Origin of the sequence: Rhodococcus sp. EPR-134, assembly GCF_001647205.1 — a bacterium.
In the GTDB taxonomy this organism is placed as follows: Bacteria; Actinomycetota; Actinomycetes; order Mycobacteriales; family Mycobacteriaceae; genus Rhodococcus_F; species Rhodococcus_F qingshengii.
This window is the reverse complement of record NZ_LVCT01000008.1, coordinates 1-16,355: the sequence shown is the minus strand read 5'-3', so window position 1 is coordinate 16,355 and position 16,355 is coordinate 1. Positions and strand designations below refer to the sequence as shown.

Here is a 16,355-nt window from a genome sequence, read left to right as displayed (position 1 = left end):
GGCGACCAATCCGACAGCGATACCGATCGCTTCGGTGAATCCGCGGAGGAAGACCGCAGCGAGGAGCGCGAGCAGAACCAGGGTGACGGCGACGGTGTGTCCGGAGAGAAAGGTTGGAGCAAAAGGGTTCTCGACGAGGTGCGCCGTGGCATCGGCAGCCGAGAGCGTCATGGTGATGAGGAAATCGGTGGCCGCGAAGCCGAGAAGCACGAGAACGAAGATCTTGCCGCGCCACTTGGGCAGCAGCTTCTCGAGCATGGCGATCGAACCCTCGCCGTGCGGACTCTCGCGAGCCACTCGCCGGTAGACCGGTAGAGCGCCGAAGAGTGTCAGCAGGATCAATACGACTGTCGCGATGGGAGCCAACGTGCCGGCCGCCAGTGCCGCGATACCGGGTTGGTAACCGAGAGTGGAGAAGTAATCGACACCCGTCAGGCACATCACCTTCCACCACGGGTGGCGCTTCTCCTTCTTCGGCGCCATCCGGTGGGGCCCCAGATGTCCGGCGGGTTCCTCGGTGATGTCCGCGAGCAGCCAGGCCTCGGTGCGTTGTTTCACAGACGGAGCCGTGTTTTCGGCCGGGACCTCGTTGTCGGCTGCGGTCACCACGGCGTCACGGCTTCAGATAAACATCGTTGAGCGTGACAGTCCGCAGGTTTCGGCTCCGGATGATGTCCACCAGTTGCGGATACACGTGGGTCACGGGCAGATAGTTGAGGTGCCCGATCACGATGGCCCCCGGATTGAAGTACTGGTTCGCCATTTGGAGGATGTACTCCTCGGTGATCAACGAAGAATCCGACAGTGACCCGTACCAGAGGGTGGGCACGGTGTAGCCGACGCTCGCGGCCACGGAATCGACTGTCGCGTTGTGCCTTCCGTACGGCGGCCGAAAGTACGGCGCCGCGTCCACGCCGTAGGTGTTGCGCAGGAACGTGCCGTTCTTCGTCAGCTCGTCTGCGATCTGCTGCTTCGACACGGACGTCAGATCCGGGTGCGAGTAGGTGTGATTGCCGAGCTGAATTTGTCCGCTCTCGACCAGCGGTCTGAGAAGTCCGGCGTTTTCGGTCCACGAGTTGTATTGCCCGTTGACGAAGTACGTCAAACGGATGCCGGTGTCTTTTGCGAACTGTGTGTAGAGGCGCACGACTTCGGAGCTGGCTCCATCGTCAACCGTCAGGGCAAACAGATCCCCACCGCCGGGTAACGCGGTCAACGATCCGCCGGCGGGCAGCGGCACCCGGGCAGACGGCGGTGGAGGCGGCAACAACGCAGGCGGGAGATTCGGAACAGCGGCAGGGTCTGCTGGCTCGTCGGCTGCGGCGACCGCCGTCCCGACCGAACGTGACGAACAAGCGGTTCCCATGGTCACCGCGGCGGTTCCGGTCAGAGTTGCTGCTGCGAGGGCACTGAGGAAGCGTCGGCGGTCCACAGGGCGGAGCCTAGAGCAGATTTGCCTAATTCGGACTTCATTCTCAGCGTTCTTTCAGCCAATGACCAGCCGTGTCCGGTATCGACAGGTTCTACTCAGGAACGGTGGATAGCGTGTCGGCCGTGGAACCGCGACCTCGACACTCGGCAACCAGGCACAGGCGTAGGCGTCAACCGCAGCGGTCGACGCTCTCGGTGGGGCGCAAGCTGGCGGCGGCGTCCCTGTCGACGACGATTCTGGTGGGCGTCGGAATCGGCTGGTACGTGCAGTCGGATCTCACGTCGGGGCTGTACCGATCGGACGCGCTCTCCGCCCTCGGTGACGACGCCGGCAGTTCGCTCGACGGGGATACCAACATCTTGTTGATCGGGCTCGACAGTCGTAAAGCGATGGACGGCAGCGACCTGCCGGCTGAGTTCGTCACCGACAAGCTGCATGCGGGGGACAGTGATGTGGGTGGATACAACACGAACACGCTTATCCTGCTCCATGTTCCGGGCGATGGCGGCAAGGCCAGTGCAGTGGCGATCCCACGCGACGACTACGTCGCGGTACCCGGCTACGGAATGGCCAAGATCAAGGAAGCGTACGGAATGGCGAAGGCTGATGCGGACGCCAAACTCGTAGCGGACGGTGTGACGGATCCTGCTGCACGAGAACAACAAGCGCGTGAAGTCGGAAGACGGTCGACACTGACCACCGTGCAGAATCTGCTCAAGGTTCCGATCGATCACTTTGCCGAAGTGAACCTGATGGGCTTCTACGACGTCGTCTCGGCTATCGGCCACGTTCAGGTGTGCCTCAACAATCCGGTGCAGGATGACTTCTCGGGCGCCAATTTCCCGGCCGGGGTTCAGACTCTCGATGCGTCACAGGCACTTTCGTTTGTCCGTCAACGCCACGGCCTGGACAACGGGGACTTGGATCGCACCCACCGGCAGCAGGCTTTCATCAGCGCGGTGATCGCCAACTTGAAGGGCTCCGGCGTCATCGGAAACATTCCGAAGATGACGGCGCTGGCCGACGTGGTGAAGAAGGACGTGGTGATCGATTCCGCCATGGATCCCGTCCGATTCGCTTCTCAGGCAAGCGCTCTCGCAGGTGGGAGCATCGACTTCTACACCCTGCCGATCGAGGGATACGAGACCGTCGACGGCCAGGACGTCAACATGGTCGATCCGGCGCGTCTGCGTAGTGAAGTGTCGCGGATCTTCGCGGGAGGTGACTCGGCATCTGCACCTGCGATGGACACTGCTGTCTCGACCGGGAACGAAGTTGTGGATATCCGCAACGGAACCGCGACGGACGGGTTGGGCGCCGCGTTGGCAGCGGTGACGAAAGCGTCGGGAGTCGAAGTCGGAGAGGTGAGCACCGCAGCTGCGACGGCAAAGTCGGTGGTCAGCTATGGAGTCGGCGCCAAAGCCGTCGCAGAGGCGCTGGCCGAGCAGTTGGGCGTGGCCGCAGTGCCTAACGAGCAGGCAGCGGCCGAATCAGTGTCTGTACTGATCGGTGAGGACAATGCGCAGACCGTGTTCTCGGCCGCTCCGGCGCAGTCGGACTCGTCGGTATCCGCCGGCACCGTTCCCGATACGGGAGCGCAGGGATCACCCATCCGGGCCGACGCGAATGGCGGCATCCCCTGTGTGGACTGACTCTCAGGTAATTCGCACCAAACTCACGCTGACTTCTTCGATCTGCGGGTCTACATTGGAGAAGTCGAACTCAGTCGGGTACTTCACCTTTGGGGTAACTGACTGAGATTGCGTAGTTGAAAGGATCACCGACATGGCTACAACAGCAGCGGTACAGAATCCGACACGCTCACGTGCCAGGACCATGTCCATGGCGGAGTACATCGCCGAGCATCCGGCGCAGCGCGTTTTCCCACCGACCAGTGAGCGGGCGGCCAGGATGGCGATGCTCATCATGTTCGCCCTGATGGCCGTCACCCTCGTCGTACTGGTACTTGACGAGGCAGGAATCTTCGGATGAAGGCAGCGGTCTTCGGCTGAGCCTGACCTTTAGTTACTCTTGAGTAATGACTGAACAGAAGAGCTGGAATGCGTTCACCGTCGAGCGCGAAGACAACATCGCCCAGGTGACGCTGATCGGGCCGAGCAAGGGCAACGCGATGGGGCCGGATTTCTGGAGTGAACTCCCCGAAATCTTCGCCGACCTCGACGCCGACCCCGAGGTGCGTGCAATCGTCATCGCGGGTTCCGGCAAGCACTTCTCGTTCGGACTGGACCTGCCGGCGATGAGCGGTGAATTCGGTGCCGTCCTCGCGGACAAGGCTCAGGCAGGCCCGCGCACCAAGTTCCACGACATGATCAAGCGCATGCAGTCGGGCATCAATGCCGTCGCAGACTGCCGCAAGCCCGTCGTTGCAGCTGTTCAGGGCTGGTGCATCGGCGGCGGCGTCGACCTCATCACGGCGGCGGACATCCGCTACGCAAGTGCCGATGCCAAGTTCAGCATCCGAGAGGTCAAGGTCGCGATCGTCGCAGACATGGGCAGTCTCGCACGTCTGCCCGCGATCATCGGCGACGGACACCTGCGTGAGTTGGCTCTGACCGGCAAGGACATCGACGCAGCGCGCGCCGAGAAGATCGGTCTCGTCAACGACGTGTTCGACGATGCCGACGCAGTGCTGGCCGCGGCGCGCGCGACCGCCAAGGAGATTGCGCTCAACCCGCCGCTCGTCGTCCACGGGATCAAGGACGTGCTCGATCACACCCGCAGTGCGAGCGTGAACGACAGCCTTCGCTACGTCGCAGCCTGGAACGCGGCGTTCCTGCCTTCGCAGGATCTGACCGAGGCCATCACCGCCGTCTTCCAGAAGCGCCCGCCGGTCTTCCAGGGTGAGTAGAAACTGCAAGGGTGAGTAGGAACTGCAAGGGCGAGTAAAAACAGCACAAAAATCCCCGCACATCTTCCGATGTGCGGGGATTTTCGTAAGGCCTGAGAACTCGAGCTCAGTGACCGCCGTTGGCGGCGAGACGCTTGATCGAAGCCTCGATCTCGGCCTCTGCCTCGGCGCGGCCGACCCAGTTGGCAGCCTCGACGTGCTTGTTCGGCTCGAGGTCCTTGTAGTGGACGAAGAAGTGCTTGATCGCATCGAGCTCGAACTGTGAGATGTCACCCAGATCCTGGATGTGATCCCAGCGGGGGTCGCCGGCCGGAACGCAGAGGACCTTGTCGTCTCCGCCGGCCTCGTCGACCATCTTGAACATCGCGACTGCGCGAGCCTCGACGATGACGCCGGGGAAGACCGACTCGGGGAGCAGGACCATGGCGTCGAGCGGATCGCCGTCCTCACCCAGGGTGTTTTCGATGAAGCCGTAGTCGGCCGGGTAGCCGAAAGCTGTGTAGAGGTAGCGATCGAGTTTGACGCGACCGGTTACGTGGTCGACCTCGTACTTGTTGCGCTGACCCTTGGGGATCTCGATGGTGACGTCGAACTCCACGCCGATTCCTCGCTGTCGTGTCGGTAATGATTCGTCGGAAGGATATCGGGTCAAGGATAAGGTTGCCTGACCACCCAGTAGGCAGAGCACAGACGGAGGGGCGTTGGCGGGCCAAGGAAAGAAGAAGATCGGCTCGTTGGAAGAGAGTCGACGGCGTAACTTCCGCATCCTTCTGGCGGTCGGTGCAGTGGTTGTACTGGCCGTCGCCGGAGTTGTCGTCGTGAAACTCGGTACGTCGAACGACACCGCGGGCAGCGCGACCGTGACTACGTCGCCTCAGCCTGCGCTCGTGACGCCGTCACCCCAGGTGGTGCCCGTCCCGACGGACGCACCGATCCCGAGCGCGTCGGGAATCGCAGCGGCGATCGGCCCGGCCGTGGCCAACCCGGATCTGGGGAAGTTCACCGGAGTAGTCGCTGATGCGCTCACCGGAAACATTCTCTGGAGCACGGACCCGTCGACGCCGATGACGCCCGCGTCCACGACGAAGGTGCTGACCGCATCGGCGGCACTGCTGAAGTTGCCGCTCGACCACCGGCTGTCCACGACGGTGGTGCCCGGAACGAGCCCCGGGCAGGTCGTTCTGGTCGGCGGCGGTGACCCGACGCTGACGGCGACGCCGAAGGGGCAGAGCGGGTACTACGCCAACGCAGCGCACATCGCGGATCTCGTCGACCAGATCAACGCTGCCGGTACGCCGGTGAACAGCGTCGTGGTGGACTCGAGCTTGTTCAAGGGCGACAACATGGCCTCCGGCTGGTTCCCCGCGGACATCGCGGCCGGTTACATCACCCCGATCGAATCGGTGATGATCGAAGGTGGTCGGTACGACGGCACTCAAGACGAGTCGCCGCGTTCGGAAACTCCCGCGTTGGACGCGGGCAAGGTGCTCGCTCAGGCGCTCGGTGTCGATCCCGCCAACGTGAGTCTCGGCGCGGCGCCTGCCGGTGCCAAGCCGATCGCCACCGTGCAGTCGGCGCCGCTGAGCGACCGGCTGCTGCAGATGATGGAACATTCCGACAACGTGCTCGCCGAGACCATCGGGCGTGAGGTCGCGATTGCCTCCGGAATCGAAGCCTCGTTCACCGGAGCCGTCGACGCGACCGGAAAGACCCTGCAGGCGGCCGGGTTCGACTACACCGGTGTATCGCTGCACGATTCCAGCGGACTGTCCGTCGACGATCTCATTCCCGCTCAGGTACTCGATCGCGTCATGACGGCTGCGGCCGGTGACGGTGATCCGAAACTGCGCCCCCTGCTGGACTACCTTCCGGTGGCCGGCGGAACAGGAAGTTTGTCCGACCGCTACGCGTCCGGAAACCGAACCGGTGCGGGTTGGGTGCGGGCCAAGACGGGAACTCTCTCGACGGCCAGCGCGTTGTCAGGGTTCGTGGTCGATCAGAACGGGCGAGTGCTCACCTTCGCACTGATGTCCAATGACCGGCCGCCAGAAGTGAGCCGTCCTGCCCTGGACGCGATTGCCGGAGCATTGAGGAATTGCGGGTGCCAATAGTGGCCGAAAAGACTCCACAAGATGATGAAGCCTCGGCTCCGCTCGGTGGTGCCGTCGACTGGAGTCTTGCCGCCAAAGCCGGGATAAAGCTGGCGCGCGGTGGCCCCGCGATGTCTCGCTACACGGCCGAGACGGCAACCGCAGAACTCGCCGAAGCGTCCAAGCGCGCAGAACTGCCGGTTCGTGAAGTGACCGGGCTGGCCGACGGTCTACCGGTCCCGGCCGCTGACGTGCTTGACCGGGCCGGGTGGATCACGGCAGCCTCGCGGTCGATGGCGCATCTCACCGGCGCCGACCCTGACGGCAGTGGCAATCTCATCGTCGGAAAGCCGGCGGGCTTGCAGGCCGGCGCAATGCTGGCGTACCTGTCTTCGGCGATCCTCGGGCAGTACGACCCGTTCACCGGCGAGCACGGCACCCTGCTTCTGGTCACACCGAACATCGTCTCCGTCGAACGGTCCCTTCGGCTGAACCCGAGTGACTTCCGATTGTGGGTCTGCCTGCACGAGGTCACGCACCGGGTTCAGTTCTCGTCCTCGCCGTGGCTAGCGGAGTACATGAAGGAATCCGTCGAAACGCTTGGTGCGACGGTGGACGAGTCGATGACCGACGTTGTCGGGCGCCTTGCTGCAGAGCTGCGTTCGCGGAAGGAACCCGACTCCAGTGACGGTGCGACGGCGGGCGGGATCATCGGCCTGCTGCGCGCCTCGCAGGCGGAACCTCAGCGTGACGCGCTGGATCGGATGCTTGTACTCGGCACCCTCCTCGAAGGGCATGCAGACCACGTGATGGACGCCGTCGGCCCCGCCGTGGTGCCGTCGGTGGCAACGATCCGCGCGGCCTTCGACAAGCGTCGGCAGCGCAAGTCCAACCCCGTGCAGCGGATCATCAAGATGCTTCTCGGCATGGACGCCAAGATGGCGCAGTACGTGCGCGGCAAGGCCTTCGTCGACGCGGTGGTTCTCAAGGTCGGCATGGAGCAGTTCAACACCATCTGGACCGGGCCCGAGACCTTGCCGTTGCTCGACGAGATCGACAATCCCGACGCGTGGGTAAAGCGCGTTCTCGGCTAGATGCTGCTGCCTGAGACGCCTGCCCTCCTGGCGCTGCGACAGGCCGTGCGGGCGTGGACGCTCGCATTCGAGCCACGACGCCGTGTGGTCGTCGCCCTGTCCGGGGGCGCCGATTCATTGGCGTTGACCGCAGCAGCGGTGGCGGAAGCCGATTCGGTCGACGCGTTGATCGTGGACCATCGGCTGCAGCCTGGTTCGGATGCCGTCGCACGCTCGGCCGCAGACCAGGCGCTGGCGCTGGGTTGCCGGACCGCGACGGTGCTGACAGTCGACGTAGCCGAAGGTGGGAGTCTCGAAGCCGCTGCGCGTGAGGCTCGGTATAACGCCCTACGCGACGCAAGGGCTGACCTCCCGGTTCTGCTCGGACACACGCTCGACGATCAGGCCGAGACCGTGCTTCTCGGACTCTCGCGCGGGTCCGGTGGGCGATCGATTCAAGGTATGGCTGCATTCGACGCTCCCTGGGGACGGCCGCTCCTCGGCATCCGGCGATCGGTGACCAGGGCGGCCTGCGTCGACCTGGGAATCACGCCGTGGGAGGACCCGCACAACAACAATCCCGAGTTCACTCGCGTACGTCTGCGGCACGAGGCGTTGCCGCTGCTCGAAGAAATTCTCGGCGGGGGAGTTCCCGAAGCGTTGGCCCGAACCGCGACGCAGTTGCGTGAGGACGGCGAGGCGCTCGACAAGTACGCCGAGGCCCTACTCCTACGTGTTGTCGTCGACGGGGAAGTGGAAGTGGACACACTTGCCGAAGCGCCCACCGCAATCCGTCGACGTGCTCTGCGGGCCTGGCTGCTGCAGGGCGCCGCAAAAGCATTGACGGACAAACAGTTACGGGCGGTCGACGCCCTGGTGACCGACTGGCGGGGGCAAGGCGGCGTCGCGATCGGGGGCGGAACACCGGAGGCGAGGTTGGTGGCGGCCCGGCGACGTGGCAGGCTGATCCTCGGATTCGAAGACCGACGAAGGGTTTGACGCGTGTACGAGGGCGACATCGCATCGGTACTGATCTCCGAAGAACAGATCCGTGCACGAACGGCGGAACTGGCTGAGGACATCGCCAAGCGTTACCCGGCAGGCGCCCCCGAAGGGGATCTCCTGCTGATCGGCGTCCTCAAGGGAGCGGTCTTCTTCATGACCGACTTCGCCCGCGCCCTGCCGATCCCGTCGCAGATGGAATTCATGGCCGTGAGCTCCTACGGATCCTCGACCTCGTCTTCGGGCGTCGTCCGCATCCTCAAGGACCTCGACAAGGACATCGCCGGTCGCCACGTGCTGATCGTCGAGGACATCATCGACTCCGGTCTCACACTGTCGTGGCTGATGCGCAACCTCAAGACACGTAATCCCGCTTCGCTCGAGGTCGTCACCCTGCTCCGTAAGCCGGATGCGGTCAAGATCGACGTCGACGTCCGCGACGTGGGCTTCGACATCCCCAATGAGTTCGTCGTCGGTTACGGCCTCGACTACGCCGAGCGGTACCGCGATCTGCCGTACATCGGCACCCTGGACCCCGAGGTCTACGGCGGCTGAGCCTGCTCGCACTGACCTGAACTTGCCTCGTCCCCAACGCGCCAACCAGCTCAGATCTTAACTGTTCCCAGTCACCACTTGGGTTCTAGGAAGGTTTCTGCAACGCCGGATCCTTCTTGCTAGACGCGGTGCTGCGTCGGTTATGCAATAGGTTTTCGGCAAGTTTCGGCTCTCCACAGCTAACCTCGGTCGAAGTCGCTCGTCTGCGGCAGACCGGACGGATCGTTTCTAACGCAACCTTTTCGATTTCTGCGCTACCGTTCAGTCGCGAGGCGACACGGAGGTATGGAGTTGATGGACGATTTCTACGAGGTATTTGCGGGTTGGGCGAGGAAGACGTCGTTGGAATCAGCTCTCAAACGTTTCAAAGGCAGGCTCACCGCGGAGGAACTCGATGAATTCGAGGCGGAGTACCGCAGACATCTCTCTGGAGTGATCACCGCCGGCCCGCCGATCATCCACGGGCCGCGTGAGCCCTGGTATGCGGGGCCGAACGCCAGCGCCGATACTTATTGGCCTGCTCTCGAGCGTTACATCCGAGGAGACTTGTCGTGGCCGGATGATCGGATCCAGTCCTTGGACGGCTCGTCCAATAAGGTTATTGCCTACACGCCGCGTCCTAACGAATCATCGTGGGATGCGAAGGGGCTGGTGGTGGGCTATGTGCAATCTGGTAAGACCACCAACTTCACTGCTGTAATCGCAAAGGCTGCGGATGTCGGTTACAAATTCGTCATTGTGCTGTCGGGAATTCACAACGGGCTACGGAAACAGACGCAGGAGCGTCTCGATGAGCAGCTTCATATGCTCACGCCTACTAAGTGGAAGCAGCTGACGAATGCGGATGACGATTTTCGAGCGCCCGCCATGCAGTCAACGGCTCTACTGCATGTCGACGACAGTGGTGTGATCCTCGCCGTCGTGAAGAAGAATGCCGCGGTCCTGAAACGGTTGGACAAGTGGTTACAGCCGGCAGTAAAACAGCGAGCTCTCACCGATGTGCCGACTCTCATCATCGACGACGAGGCAGATCAGGCAAGTGTGGAGACTCGAACCATCAACCCCCTGATTAGGGGCATCATCGAGAAGCTGCCGAAAAGCACCTATATTGGCTATACAGCAACGCCATTTGCAAACATTCTGATCGATCCTGCCGGGGGCGACTTGTACCCGAAGGACTTCATTCTGAATCTCCCGGAACCAAAGGGATACTTCGGCACTGAAAAAATCTTCGGTCGAGATGCGGTCGAGGGCGACGAGGCGAACGGGAAAGACCTCGACGGCTCCAACATGGTGCGGATCATTCCCGACGAAGACGTAGACGACGTTCGTCCGCTGGGGAAGACCGCGACGGCGTCCTTCATTCCTTCGATTCCGCCCACCCTCGAGAATGCGCTCGATTGGTTTGTGCTCTCGACGGCTGCGCGACGCGCACGCGGTGACGCCGGGCATTCGACGATGTTGATTCACACCTCGGTGAAGACGGACATCCATCGCCAGTTCAAGGGGCCATTGAATGCATACGTGGAGACGCTTTCAAAAAGGTGGACTGCCGGTGATGCATCGACCAAGGATCGTTTGCGAGCGCTATGGGAATCCGAGACAGGGAAGGTGCACTCCTCCGAATTCGATTTGAAATCAATCGATTTCGATGCAGTGTCGGCGAAGGTCGAAGATGTCTTGTCGGTCTGCCGCATCGTCATCGACAATTTCAGAAGCGATGACCGCCTCGACTACTCCACTGATGGTCAAATCGCTATCGCGGTCGGAGGGAACACGCTCAGTCGCGGTCTGACGTTGGAGGGGCTGACCGTCAGTTACTTCGTCCGCGCAGCCGGTGCCTACGACACGTTGCTGCAGATGGCACGGTGGTTCGGATTCAGGCCAGGTTACGAAGACTTGCCCAGGATCTGGATGACCGAGGAACTGCGGCAGTGGTTCCGTCATTTGGCGACGGTGGAGCGTGAGATTCGGCTGGACATCGAGAGGTACGAGTCCGAGAATCTGACACCGACGGAGTTCGGCGTTCGAATCAGGACTCATCCCACACTTCGGATTACTGCGAAGATGGGCGCCGCTATTCCCGCGTACGCGTCGTACGGCGGCAGGAGGGTTCAGACGCGTTACTTCCGCACGCAGGACTCGGAATGGCTGTTACACAACAAGGATGCTGCAGACGGTCTCGTATCGCGAGTTCGTACCAAGGGAATTCAAGGCGACATCCTGGACTCCGGCTCCGTACTTTTTCGCGATGTCGATGCGGACGATGTGCTGACCTTCTTGGGTGATTACCACGTGCATAAGGATTCGCCCGATCTCGACGCCGAGTTGATTGCCAAGTATGTCGTGAAGCAAAGACGGAAAAATAGGCTCGACAAATGGAACCTGGCAATTTTGGCTGCAGAGCCAGGGAAGGAGAAGGGATTTGTCAGGCTGGGTGGGTTCGACTTCGGTCGGATCGTTCGATCTCAGCTCAAGGATGACGGTCTCGAGCGGGCTGATATCAAGACTCTGATGTCGAAGGATCATCGTGCGGTTGACTTCATACCCAAGACTGTCGCGAGGAAGCTCAGTGAAGGTGCATTGATGGATGCGCGAGACAAAGATGCAACCGTGCAACGGAAGGGCCTACTTCTCTTGTATCCGATCGATCCGGTGTCAGAACCGCTGGAGCAGAACAAGGATTCAAGGAAGCCGCTGAACGCGGTTGAAGACGTCATCGGCGTGGCTCTCGTCTTCCCTGGTGCTGCTGACGACACAAGCCCGGTTGCCCAGACGTACGTCAGTGTCGATTTGACCGATGCTGAGATCGAATCTGATCAGGAAGAACTCGATGAGCTGGTAGGTGCGGGGTCCAATTGAGAAAATCAAAGGCTGCGGAGCGATCACAGTGGTGGTCACAACGGGTCGCCGCTGAGGGATCTACCGCTTCGGAAGGTATCCGTCGACAACTCGGGAAGCCCAAGCTGGATCCGCTCACCGTGCTCATTCGCGAAGCGGCTCAAAATAGCTGCGATGCAGCGCTTCCGGGCCGGGAGGTTGACTTCAATGTGCAGATTCGTCAACTGACAGGCAATAGGCTCGAACGGTGGCGGGAGTTCCTTCTCCCAGGGCCGGTAGGGGCGTCCCTCGGCCTGGCTGAAGCGCTGGACCGACAGCCGACCATCTTGACGATTTCCGATCGTGGCACGACTGGCCTTGGTGGTCCTCTACGAGCAGATGAACCTCCACTCGAAGGGGAGCGAGCGGACTTCGTCAAGTTCATCAGAAATGTAGGTGAGAGGAAGGGAGTCGACCTGGGTGGGGGCTCCTACGGATTCGGCAAAGGAATTCTGTACAACGTCAGTCGGTGTCACGTGATCGTCGCTGACAGTCGTTGCATCTTTCGCGGTAAGCCGCAGCGTCGATTGATCGGTGCCGCCATGGGAGATGGTTTCCAAGACAAGGGCGTTCGCTACACCGGACGCCATTGGCTAGGCGTACTGGAAGGTGAAATCGCGCAGGCACTGGTAGATGACGACGCCGAAGAGATGGCAACTGCCCTTGGCTTGCCGAGGTTCGCTGAGGGGCAAACCGGTACGACTGTAGCGATCATCGATATTGACCTGGGAGCCGTTCGAAATGGCGACGTAGAGCAGGAACGCACACCAGAGTCGGCTGCCGAGTTCATCGCTTCGACCATGTTGTGGAATCTGTGGCCGAAAATGATTGACGGGGTGGAAAACCGCTTGCGGTGTTCAGTGAAGTTCGAAGGGTTCTCTGTCCAGATACCTGATCCAGCTGCAACAATCGAATTGAAGCCGTTCGTCGATGCGTATCGAAAGCTATCGCTGGACGGTGAATACGATGTGCCGGCTCGAAGGGCTAAGCCTCAGGAGATCGGTCGTTTCGCGAAGGTCGAGTCGATGGCGCCCATCAAGCAGAATTATCTGCTGTCTCTGGCAGCCCCATTCAGTGGTGCCGCACATCATTGCGCGCGAATGCGCCAAGCCGATCTGGTCGTAAATTATGTATCTGGAGATCCTCATCCAGATGAAGCGATTCAGTACGGCGCAGTCTTCAAAGCCGGCATCGATGCCGATCGGTACTTCTCGGATGCTGAGCCCCCCACTCACGACGATTGGGTGACGAGTGGGCTACATGGCACAGCATTGGGCGTAGTTCGTCTCGGAGCCACTTACGTGAAGAGCAAGCTCAAGCCCTCGGTTCGAGATGTCGATGCTGATTTGCATCACGAAGCTGCGTTGGCTCCGCTCGCGGGTCGCCTGTCAGGACTTGTGGCAGGTGCATCCGGCGATGGCGCAGGGCAACCAAGTCGAAACGGGAGCCGTCGGTCAGGTCGATCCGGCAGTCGTTCGGCTGTCAAGCCAAGGATCGTGGAGGGCCCGCAACTGATCGTGCGTGGCGGCGACGCGCTCGTGGTTGCTACGGTCGAGTTACCCGCTTGGCCCACAACAAAATTGGTGGTTGCGGAGCCTATCGTTGTGATCGATGGTGGCATTGAGTTACGGGGACTTCTGGAACCGGCGGAGGTCGTGGGCTGGGTATGTCTTGAAACGGGCGAACATCGGGTAGGAAGTCAGATTTCTGTTGGACGTGCAGACCCCCGGAAATGGGTAGTTTCTGTCCGTCCACCTCGGGACGCGGTTGTGCGGCTAACTTTTGTTGTAGAGGATGAAAGCTGATGGCCGTCAGAGACGTTCGTCCGTATTTGGTGCCGAGTTCCGGGACTATTGAGCCGTCGATCTGGTCACGGATGGTTGAAGGTGAGTGGGAGCCACTGGGCGAGGCTGTCGAGAATTGGGACTATCGATCAGGACTCCGCTTGCGCTGCACCATAAATGCGGATCCGTTGATGATCCGCGCGCATACGAGGCTTGATGATGGTTCGCCATTGGCGTTCTACTTCGGGTGGCGAGCATTGGACACCTACCTAGTCGGACCGGCGAAGCGCGTACCCCTCGCGGACGGGCGGTTCGATGTCGAGATTGAAGTCGATCCGCAATATGCCGGTGCAACTATCGCTTTGACCAGGAAATTGGTTCTCGAAAGGGATCGGTTGAGTCCGCTCGTGGGAGAAGCGCGCCACGCGGGCTCAATCCTCTGGAACGACGAGCAAGCACTTCGTCTCACCGGCTCCGAAGCGATGTTTCCTACCGAGGTTGTCGATTTCGACGCATTCGGCATCGACGAGGGAGCCAGCTGGCATCTTCGAATGCCACTGAGTCCGGACGAGCCTGCGATGGGGGCATTGTTGCTCCTGATAAATCCGCTTGACAAGAAGCTGGTCAAGGCAGTCCAGAGGGAGAGGAACCATACGGACGAGCAATTGGTACTCATTCAAGAGATGGAAGAAGGCCTGGTGGACGAAATCGTCCGATGGTCGCTGGCGCGTTGGGATGAGCTCGAAGGTTGTGATAGCGAATCATTCGGCGCCACTGCTCGTTCTCTTGCTCTCAGGGTGCTTGTCGACCCCACTGCGTGGACCGCCGAATCAATCCTGGGCTCCTCAATGGATTTGCACAGTTCGATTGTGGCGGGTGCACGTTCGATTGGATTTGGAAGGTTGCTCTCATGACCGAGCTGTGGCCCCGATTGAGTCTTGCGTCGGGAGTAGTTGAATTGCAAAAGCTCAATGGAGATCCTTCACAAATGGCACGGGCGGCGCGTCCTACGCACTCGCAGATGACGTATGCAGCGAGTGGAGGGAAGCGAATCGGCGAGTCTGGTGTACAAGAGTTGGCAGACTCGATTCGAGCGATTGCGCATGATTGCGGATATCCGGGCGAGGTAGGGAACGCGGACCTGATTCGCTTTGATCGCGTTGCTGCAGAAGAGATTCATCGGACTATGCAGATCACGTCAGTGGAGGCAGCTCACCGAGGAGTGTGGAACTTCCTCGCAATCGTGGCGATGCCTGACATCACCCGATGGCGATTCCCTGGAGAGAACATTGAACGTTGGATCGCAACTGACCTGACACGTCATATGTTTGCTCGCTTGTGGTGGCAGGCAATGACATTCGCGACAGTGGTCGACGGCGTCGCGGACTACTCGCTCCTGCGCAAACTCTCGGAGAGTGACCTCAACCAGATTACCGAACGCAGGTCGATAGCAGGAGTAACTCCTCTTGCTCGTTCGATCGCTCGCATCTTGATCGAAGGTGGAGGACAGAGAAAGGTTCTCCGTGACGCTGTGCCCAGACTGCGTCGGTTGATGGCGTTCATCGACTTCTCGATATTGAGCGACGAACAGTTGGACGACCGCGTGCGCGCGATTTTTCGTGAAGTCTCGCTCGAGGTCATTCAGTAAGTCATTCGTCTTCCTGGCGAATTGCGAGGCTACCAGCGAACGCCTAAACCGGACGGATAGTCTCTTATCGTGCTATTCGGTTGGCGGTGGAGAGGAGTGCCGGGTGAGTTCTCGAGTACAAGAAGACGCGGTGGCGTCGCTCAGTGCGATTCTCGTCCAAGCCCGGGCTGCTGATGAACGGGGCCGACGCAACCTGGTGAACAGCGTTGGTTCGAATGCGTTCACAGCCCCGTTGACGGATTCCTTCGGTGAACTCGCCGCGTTTGTTACTGCTACGGCGGTAGGAATTCAGGTTGTGCGCGGAAACACCGTTGCCACGGAGATTCCCCCACCGTTGCCGTGGCCGTTGGATGAGCTCATCGACGATTCCGACTTGGGCGACTGGTCGGCGGAAGGGCTGGTCGTTGATTTGAGCGAAGTTCATACACACGCCCCCTTCTATTATCGCGAATACGGCCTCGACCTGAGTGAGTTGTTCGGTGAGTACCGCCGAACGTGGAACACGTGGAGGCGCTTCCAGCGCCGTGTTCAAGAGAGCGCCGAATTGTACGACGTGCTTGATGAGCTCGAGACTGCGATTTCGCTGTCTGCTCGGACGGTCGATACCGTCATCGCAGCGTGGCGTCTGGTCGTTCCTGAGCACGGAATTGACACCCATATCGCATTCCGCTCGGCGCGACTGGTGCGGATCATCGCAAAGGGTGCTGAAGGCGACCTTGGGGATGACGAAACGGCGTCGAGTACTGATGTGCGTGGGATTGCTCTGACCATCGATCCTGCTGAACCGATGTTCATCGAACTTGGATCGACCGGGCTGACCGCAGACGGTGGTGAGTCGCTCGAGTTCCGTACGAGTGTCCTCGAACGGAACGATCTCCCGGTCGGCGCGCATGTTCGTAGCCGTGTATTCGACGACGTCCGTCCGGCAGTTGCCAGGGCTCTCCATCGGCAATGGGGAAGCGACGTGGCGTGGACGCTCACGATGAGCCCTGCACTTCTGGTTCGAGAATCCTCAGCGGAAC

The 16,355-nt window shown here is 60.8% G+C and carries 14 protein-coding genes and 1 pseudogene; 12 read left to right on the top strand and 3 right to left on the bottom strand.

The window, feature by feature from the left end:
- Both A2J01_RS00370 and A2J01_RS00365 read right to left on the bottom strand, forming a co-directional pair.
- Positions 1–609: pseudogene (locus tag A2J01_RS00370) on the bottom strand (amino acid transporter); the annotation flags it as partial.
- 4 nt (positions 610–613) lie between these two features.
- On the bottom strand, positions 614–1,432 hold the full coding sequence (locus A2J01_RS00365; RefSeq protein ID WP_019746772.1) for a polysaccharide deacetylase family protein: 819 nt from the start codon (positions 1,430–1,432) through the stop codon (positions 614–616).
- A 122-nt stretch (positions 1,433–1,554) separates the two neighbouring features.
- Here A2J01_RS00365 and A2J01_RS00360 point away from each other — a divergent pair, with 122 nt between their 5' ends.
- From A2J01_RS00360 to A2J01_RS00355, 3 genes are all read left to right on the top strand, one after another.
- Entirely contained in the window at positions 1,555–3,084 is a 1,530-nt protein-coding gene (locus A2J01_RS00360) for an LCP family protein (protein ID WP_231915381.1), read from the top strand.
- A gap of 133 nt (positions 3,085–3,217) precedes the next feature.
- Complete coding sequence (locus tag A2J01_RS35595; protein ID WP_156519127.1) at positions 3,218–3,424, top strand: hypothetical protein; 207 nt, start codon at positions 3,218–3,220, stop codon at positions 3,422–3,424.
- A 46-nt stretch (positions 3,425–3,470) separates the two neighbouring features.
- On the top strand, positions 3,471–4,301 hold the full coding sequence (locus A2J01_RS00355) for a crotonase/enoyl-CoA hydratase family protein (RefSeq protein WP_003941098.1): 831 nt from the start codon (positions 3,471–3,473) through the stop codon (positions 4,299–4,301).
- Between the two features lie 106 nt (positions 4,302–4,407).
- Here the strand turns inward: A2J01_RS00355 and A2J01_RS00350 are convergent, their stop codons facing one another.
- Positions 4,408–4,899: an inorganic diphosphatase gene (locus tag A2J01_RS00350; protein ID WP_003941181.1), complete on the bottom strand. Its 492-nt coding sequence runs from the start codon at positions 4,897–4,899 to the stop codon at positions 4,408–4,410.
- A 103-nt stretch (positions 4,900–5,002) separates the two neighbouring features.
- Here A2J01_RS00350 and dacB point away from each other — a divergent pair, with 103 nt between their 5' ends.
- The 9 genes from dacB to A2J01_RS00305 form a co-directional block, all read left to right on the top strand.
- Positions 5,003–6,412, top strand: coding sequence for a D-alanyl-D-alanine carboxypeptidase/D-alanyl-D-alanine endopeptidase (gene dacB / locus A2J01_RS00345; protein WP_064111396.1), 1,410 nt, complete (start codon positions 5,003–5,005; stop codon positions 6,410–6,412).
- Positions 6,412–7,485 carry a zinc-dependent metalloprotease gene (locus tag A2J01_RS00340; protein WP_019746776.1) on the top strand — a complete coding sequence of 358 codons (1,074 nt, stop codon included), beginning with the start codon at positions 6,412–6,414 and terminating at the stop codon, positions 7,483–7,485. The genes dacB and A2J01_RS00340 overlap by 1 nt, the downstream gene beginning before the upstream one ends.
- Complete coding sequence (tilS, locus tag A2J01_RS00335; protein WP_064111394.1) at positions 7,486–8,463, top strand: tRNA lysidine(34) synthetase TilS; 978 nt, start codon at positions 7,486–7,488, stop codon at positions 8,461–8,463.
- 3 nt (positions 8,464–8,466) lie between these two features.
- The gene (gene hpt / locus A2J01_RS00330) at positions 8,467–9,021 is read left to right on the top strand and encodes a hypoxanthine phosphoribosyltransferase (protein ID WP_003941159.1); all 555 of its coding nucleotides are present in this window, start codon (positions 8,467–8,469) and stop codon (positions 9,019–9,021) included.
- A 294-nt stretch (positions 9,022–9,315) separates the two neighbouring features.
- Positions 9,316–11,883 carry a Z1 domain-containing protein gene (locus A2J01_RS00325; RefSeq protein WP_197494123.1) on the top strand — a complete coding sequence of 856 codons (2,568 nt, stop codon included), beginning with the start codon at positions 9,316–9,318 and terminating at the stop codon, positions 11,881–11,883.
- Positions 11,884–12,377: 494 nt separating this feature from the next.
- Positions 12,378–13,706, top strand: a complete 1,329-nt coding sequence (locus tag A2J01_RS00320) for a hypothetical protein (protein WP_156519126.1) — start codon at positions 12,378–12,380, stop codon at positions 13,704–13,706.
- Positions 13,706–14,599 (top strand): hypothetical protein, encoded by an 894-nt coding sequence (locus A2J01_RS00315; protein ID WP_128637965.1) that lies wholly within the window; start codon positions 13,706–13,708, stop codon positions 14,597–14,599. Before A2J01_RS00320 ends, A2J01_RS00315 begins: the two co-directional genes overlap by 1 nt.
- Entirely contained in the window at positions 14,596–15,333 is a 738-nt protein-coding gene (locus A2J01_RS36700; RefSeq protein WP_042922682.1) for a DUF6339 family protein, read from the top strand. Before A2J01_RS00315 ends, A2J01_RS36700 begins: the two co-directional genes overlap by 4 nt.
- Before the next feature lie 103 nt (positions 15,334–15,436).
- The coding region (locus A2J01_RS00305) for a hypothetical protein (protein ID WP_156519125.1) at positions 15,437–16,355 on the top strand (919 nt) is incomplete at its 3' end.

Coding starts and splice junctions, on each gene's coding strand:
- A2J01_RS35595 (WP_156519127.1), top strand. CDS start 3,218: ATGGCTACAACAGCAGCGGTACAGAATCCGACACGCTCACGTGCCAGG.
- A2J01_RS00355 (WP_003941098.1), top strand. CDS start 3,471: ATGACTGAACAGAAGAGCTGGAATGCGTTCACCGTCGAGCGCGAAGAC.
- tilS (WP_064111394.1), top strand. CDS start 7,486: ATGCTGCTGCCTGAGACGCCTGCCCTCCTGGCGCTGCGACAGGCCGTG.
- A2J01_RS00325 (WP_197494123.1), top strand. CDS start 9,316: ATGGACGATTTCTACGAGGTATTTGCGGGTTGGGCGAGGAAGACGTCG.
- A2J01_RS00315 (WP_128637965.1), top strand. CDS start 13,706: ATGGCCGTCAGAGACGTTCGTCCGTATTTGGTGCCGAGTTCCGGGACT.
- A2J01_RS36700 (WP_042922682.1), top strand. CDS start 14,596: ATGACCGAGCTGTGGCCCCGATTGAGTCTTGCGTCGGGAGTAGTTGAA.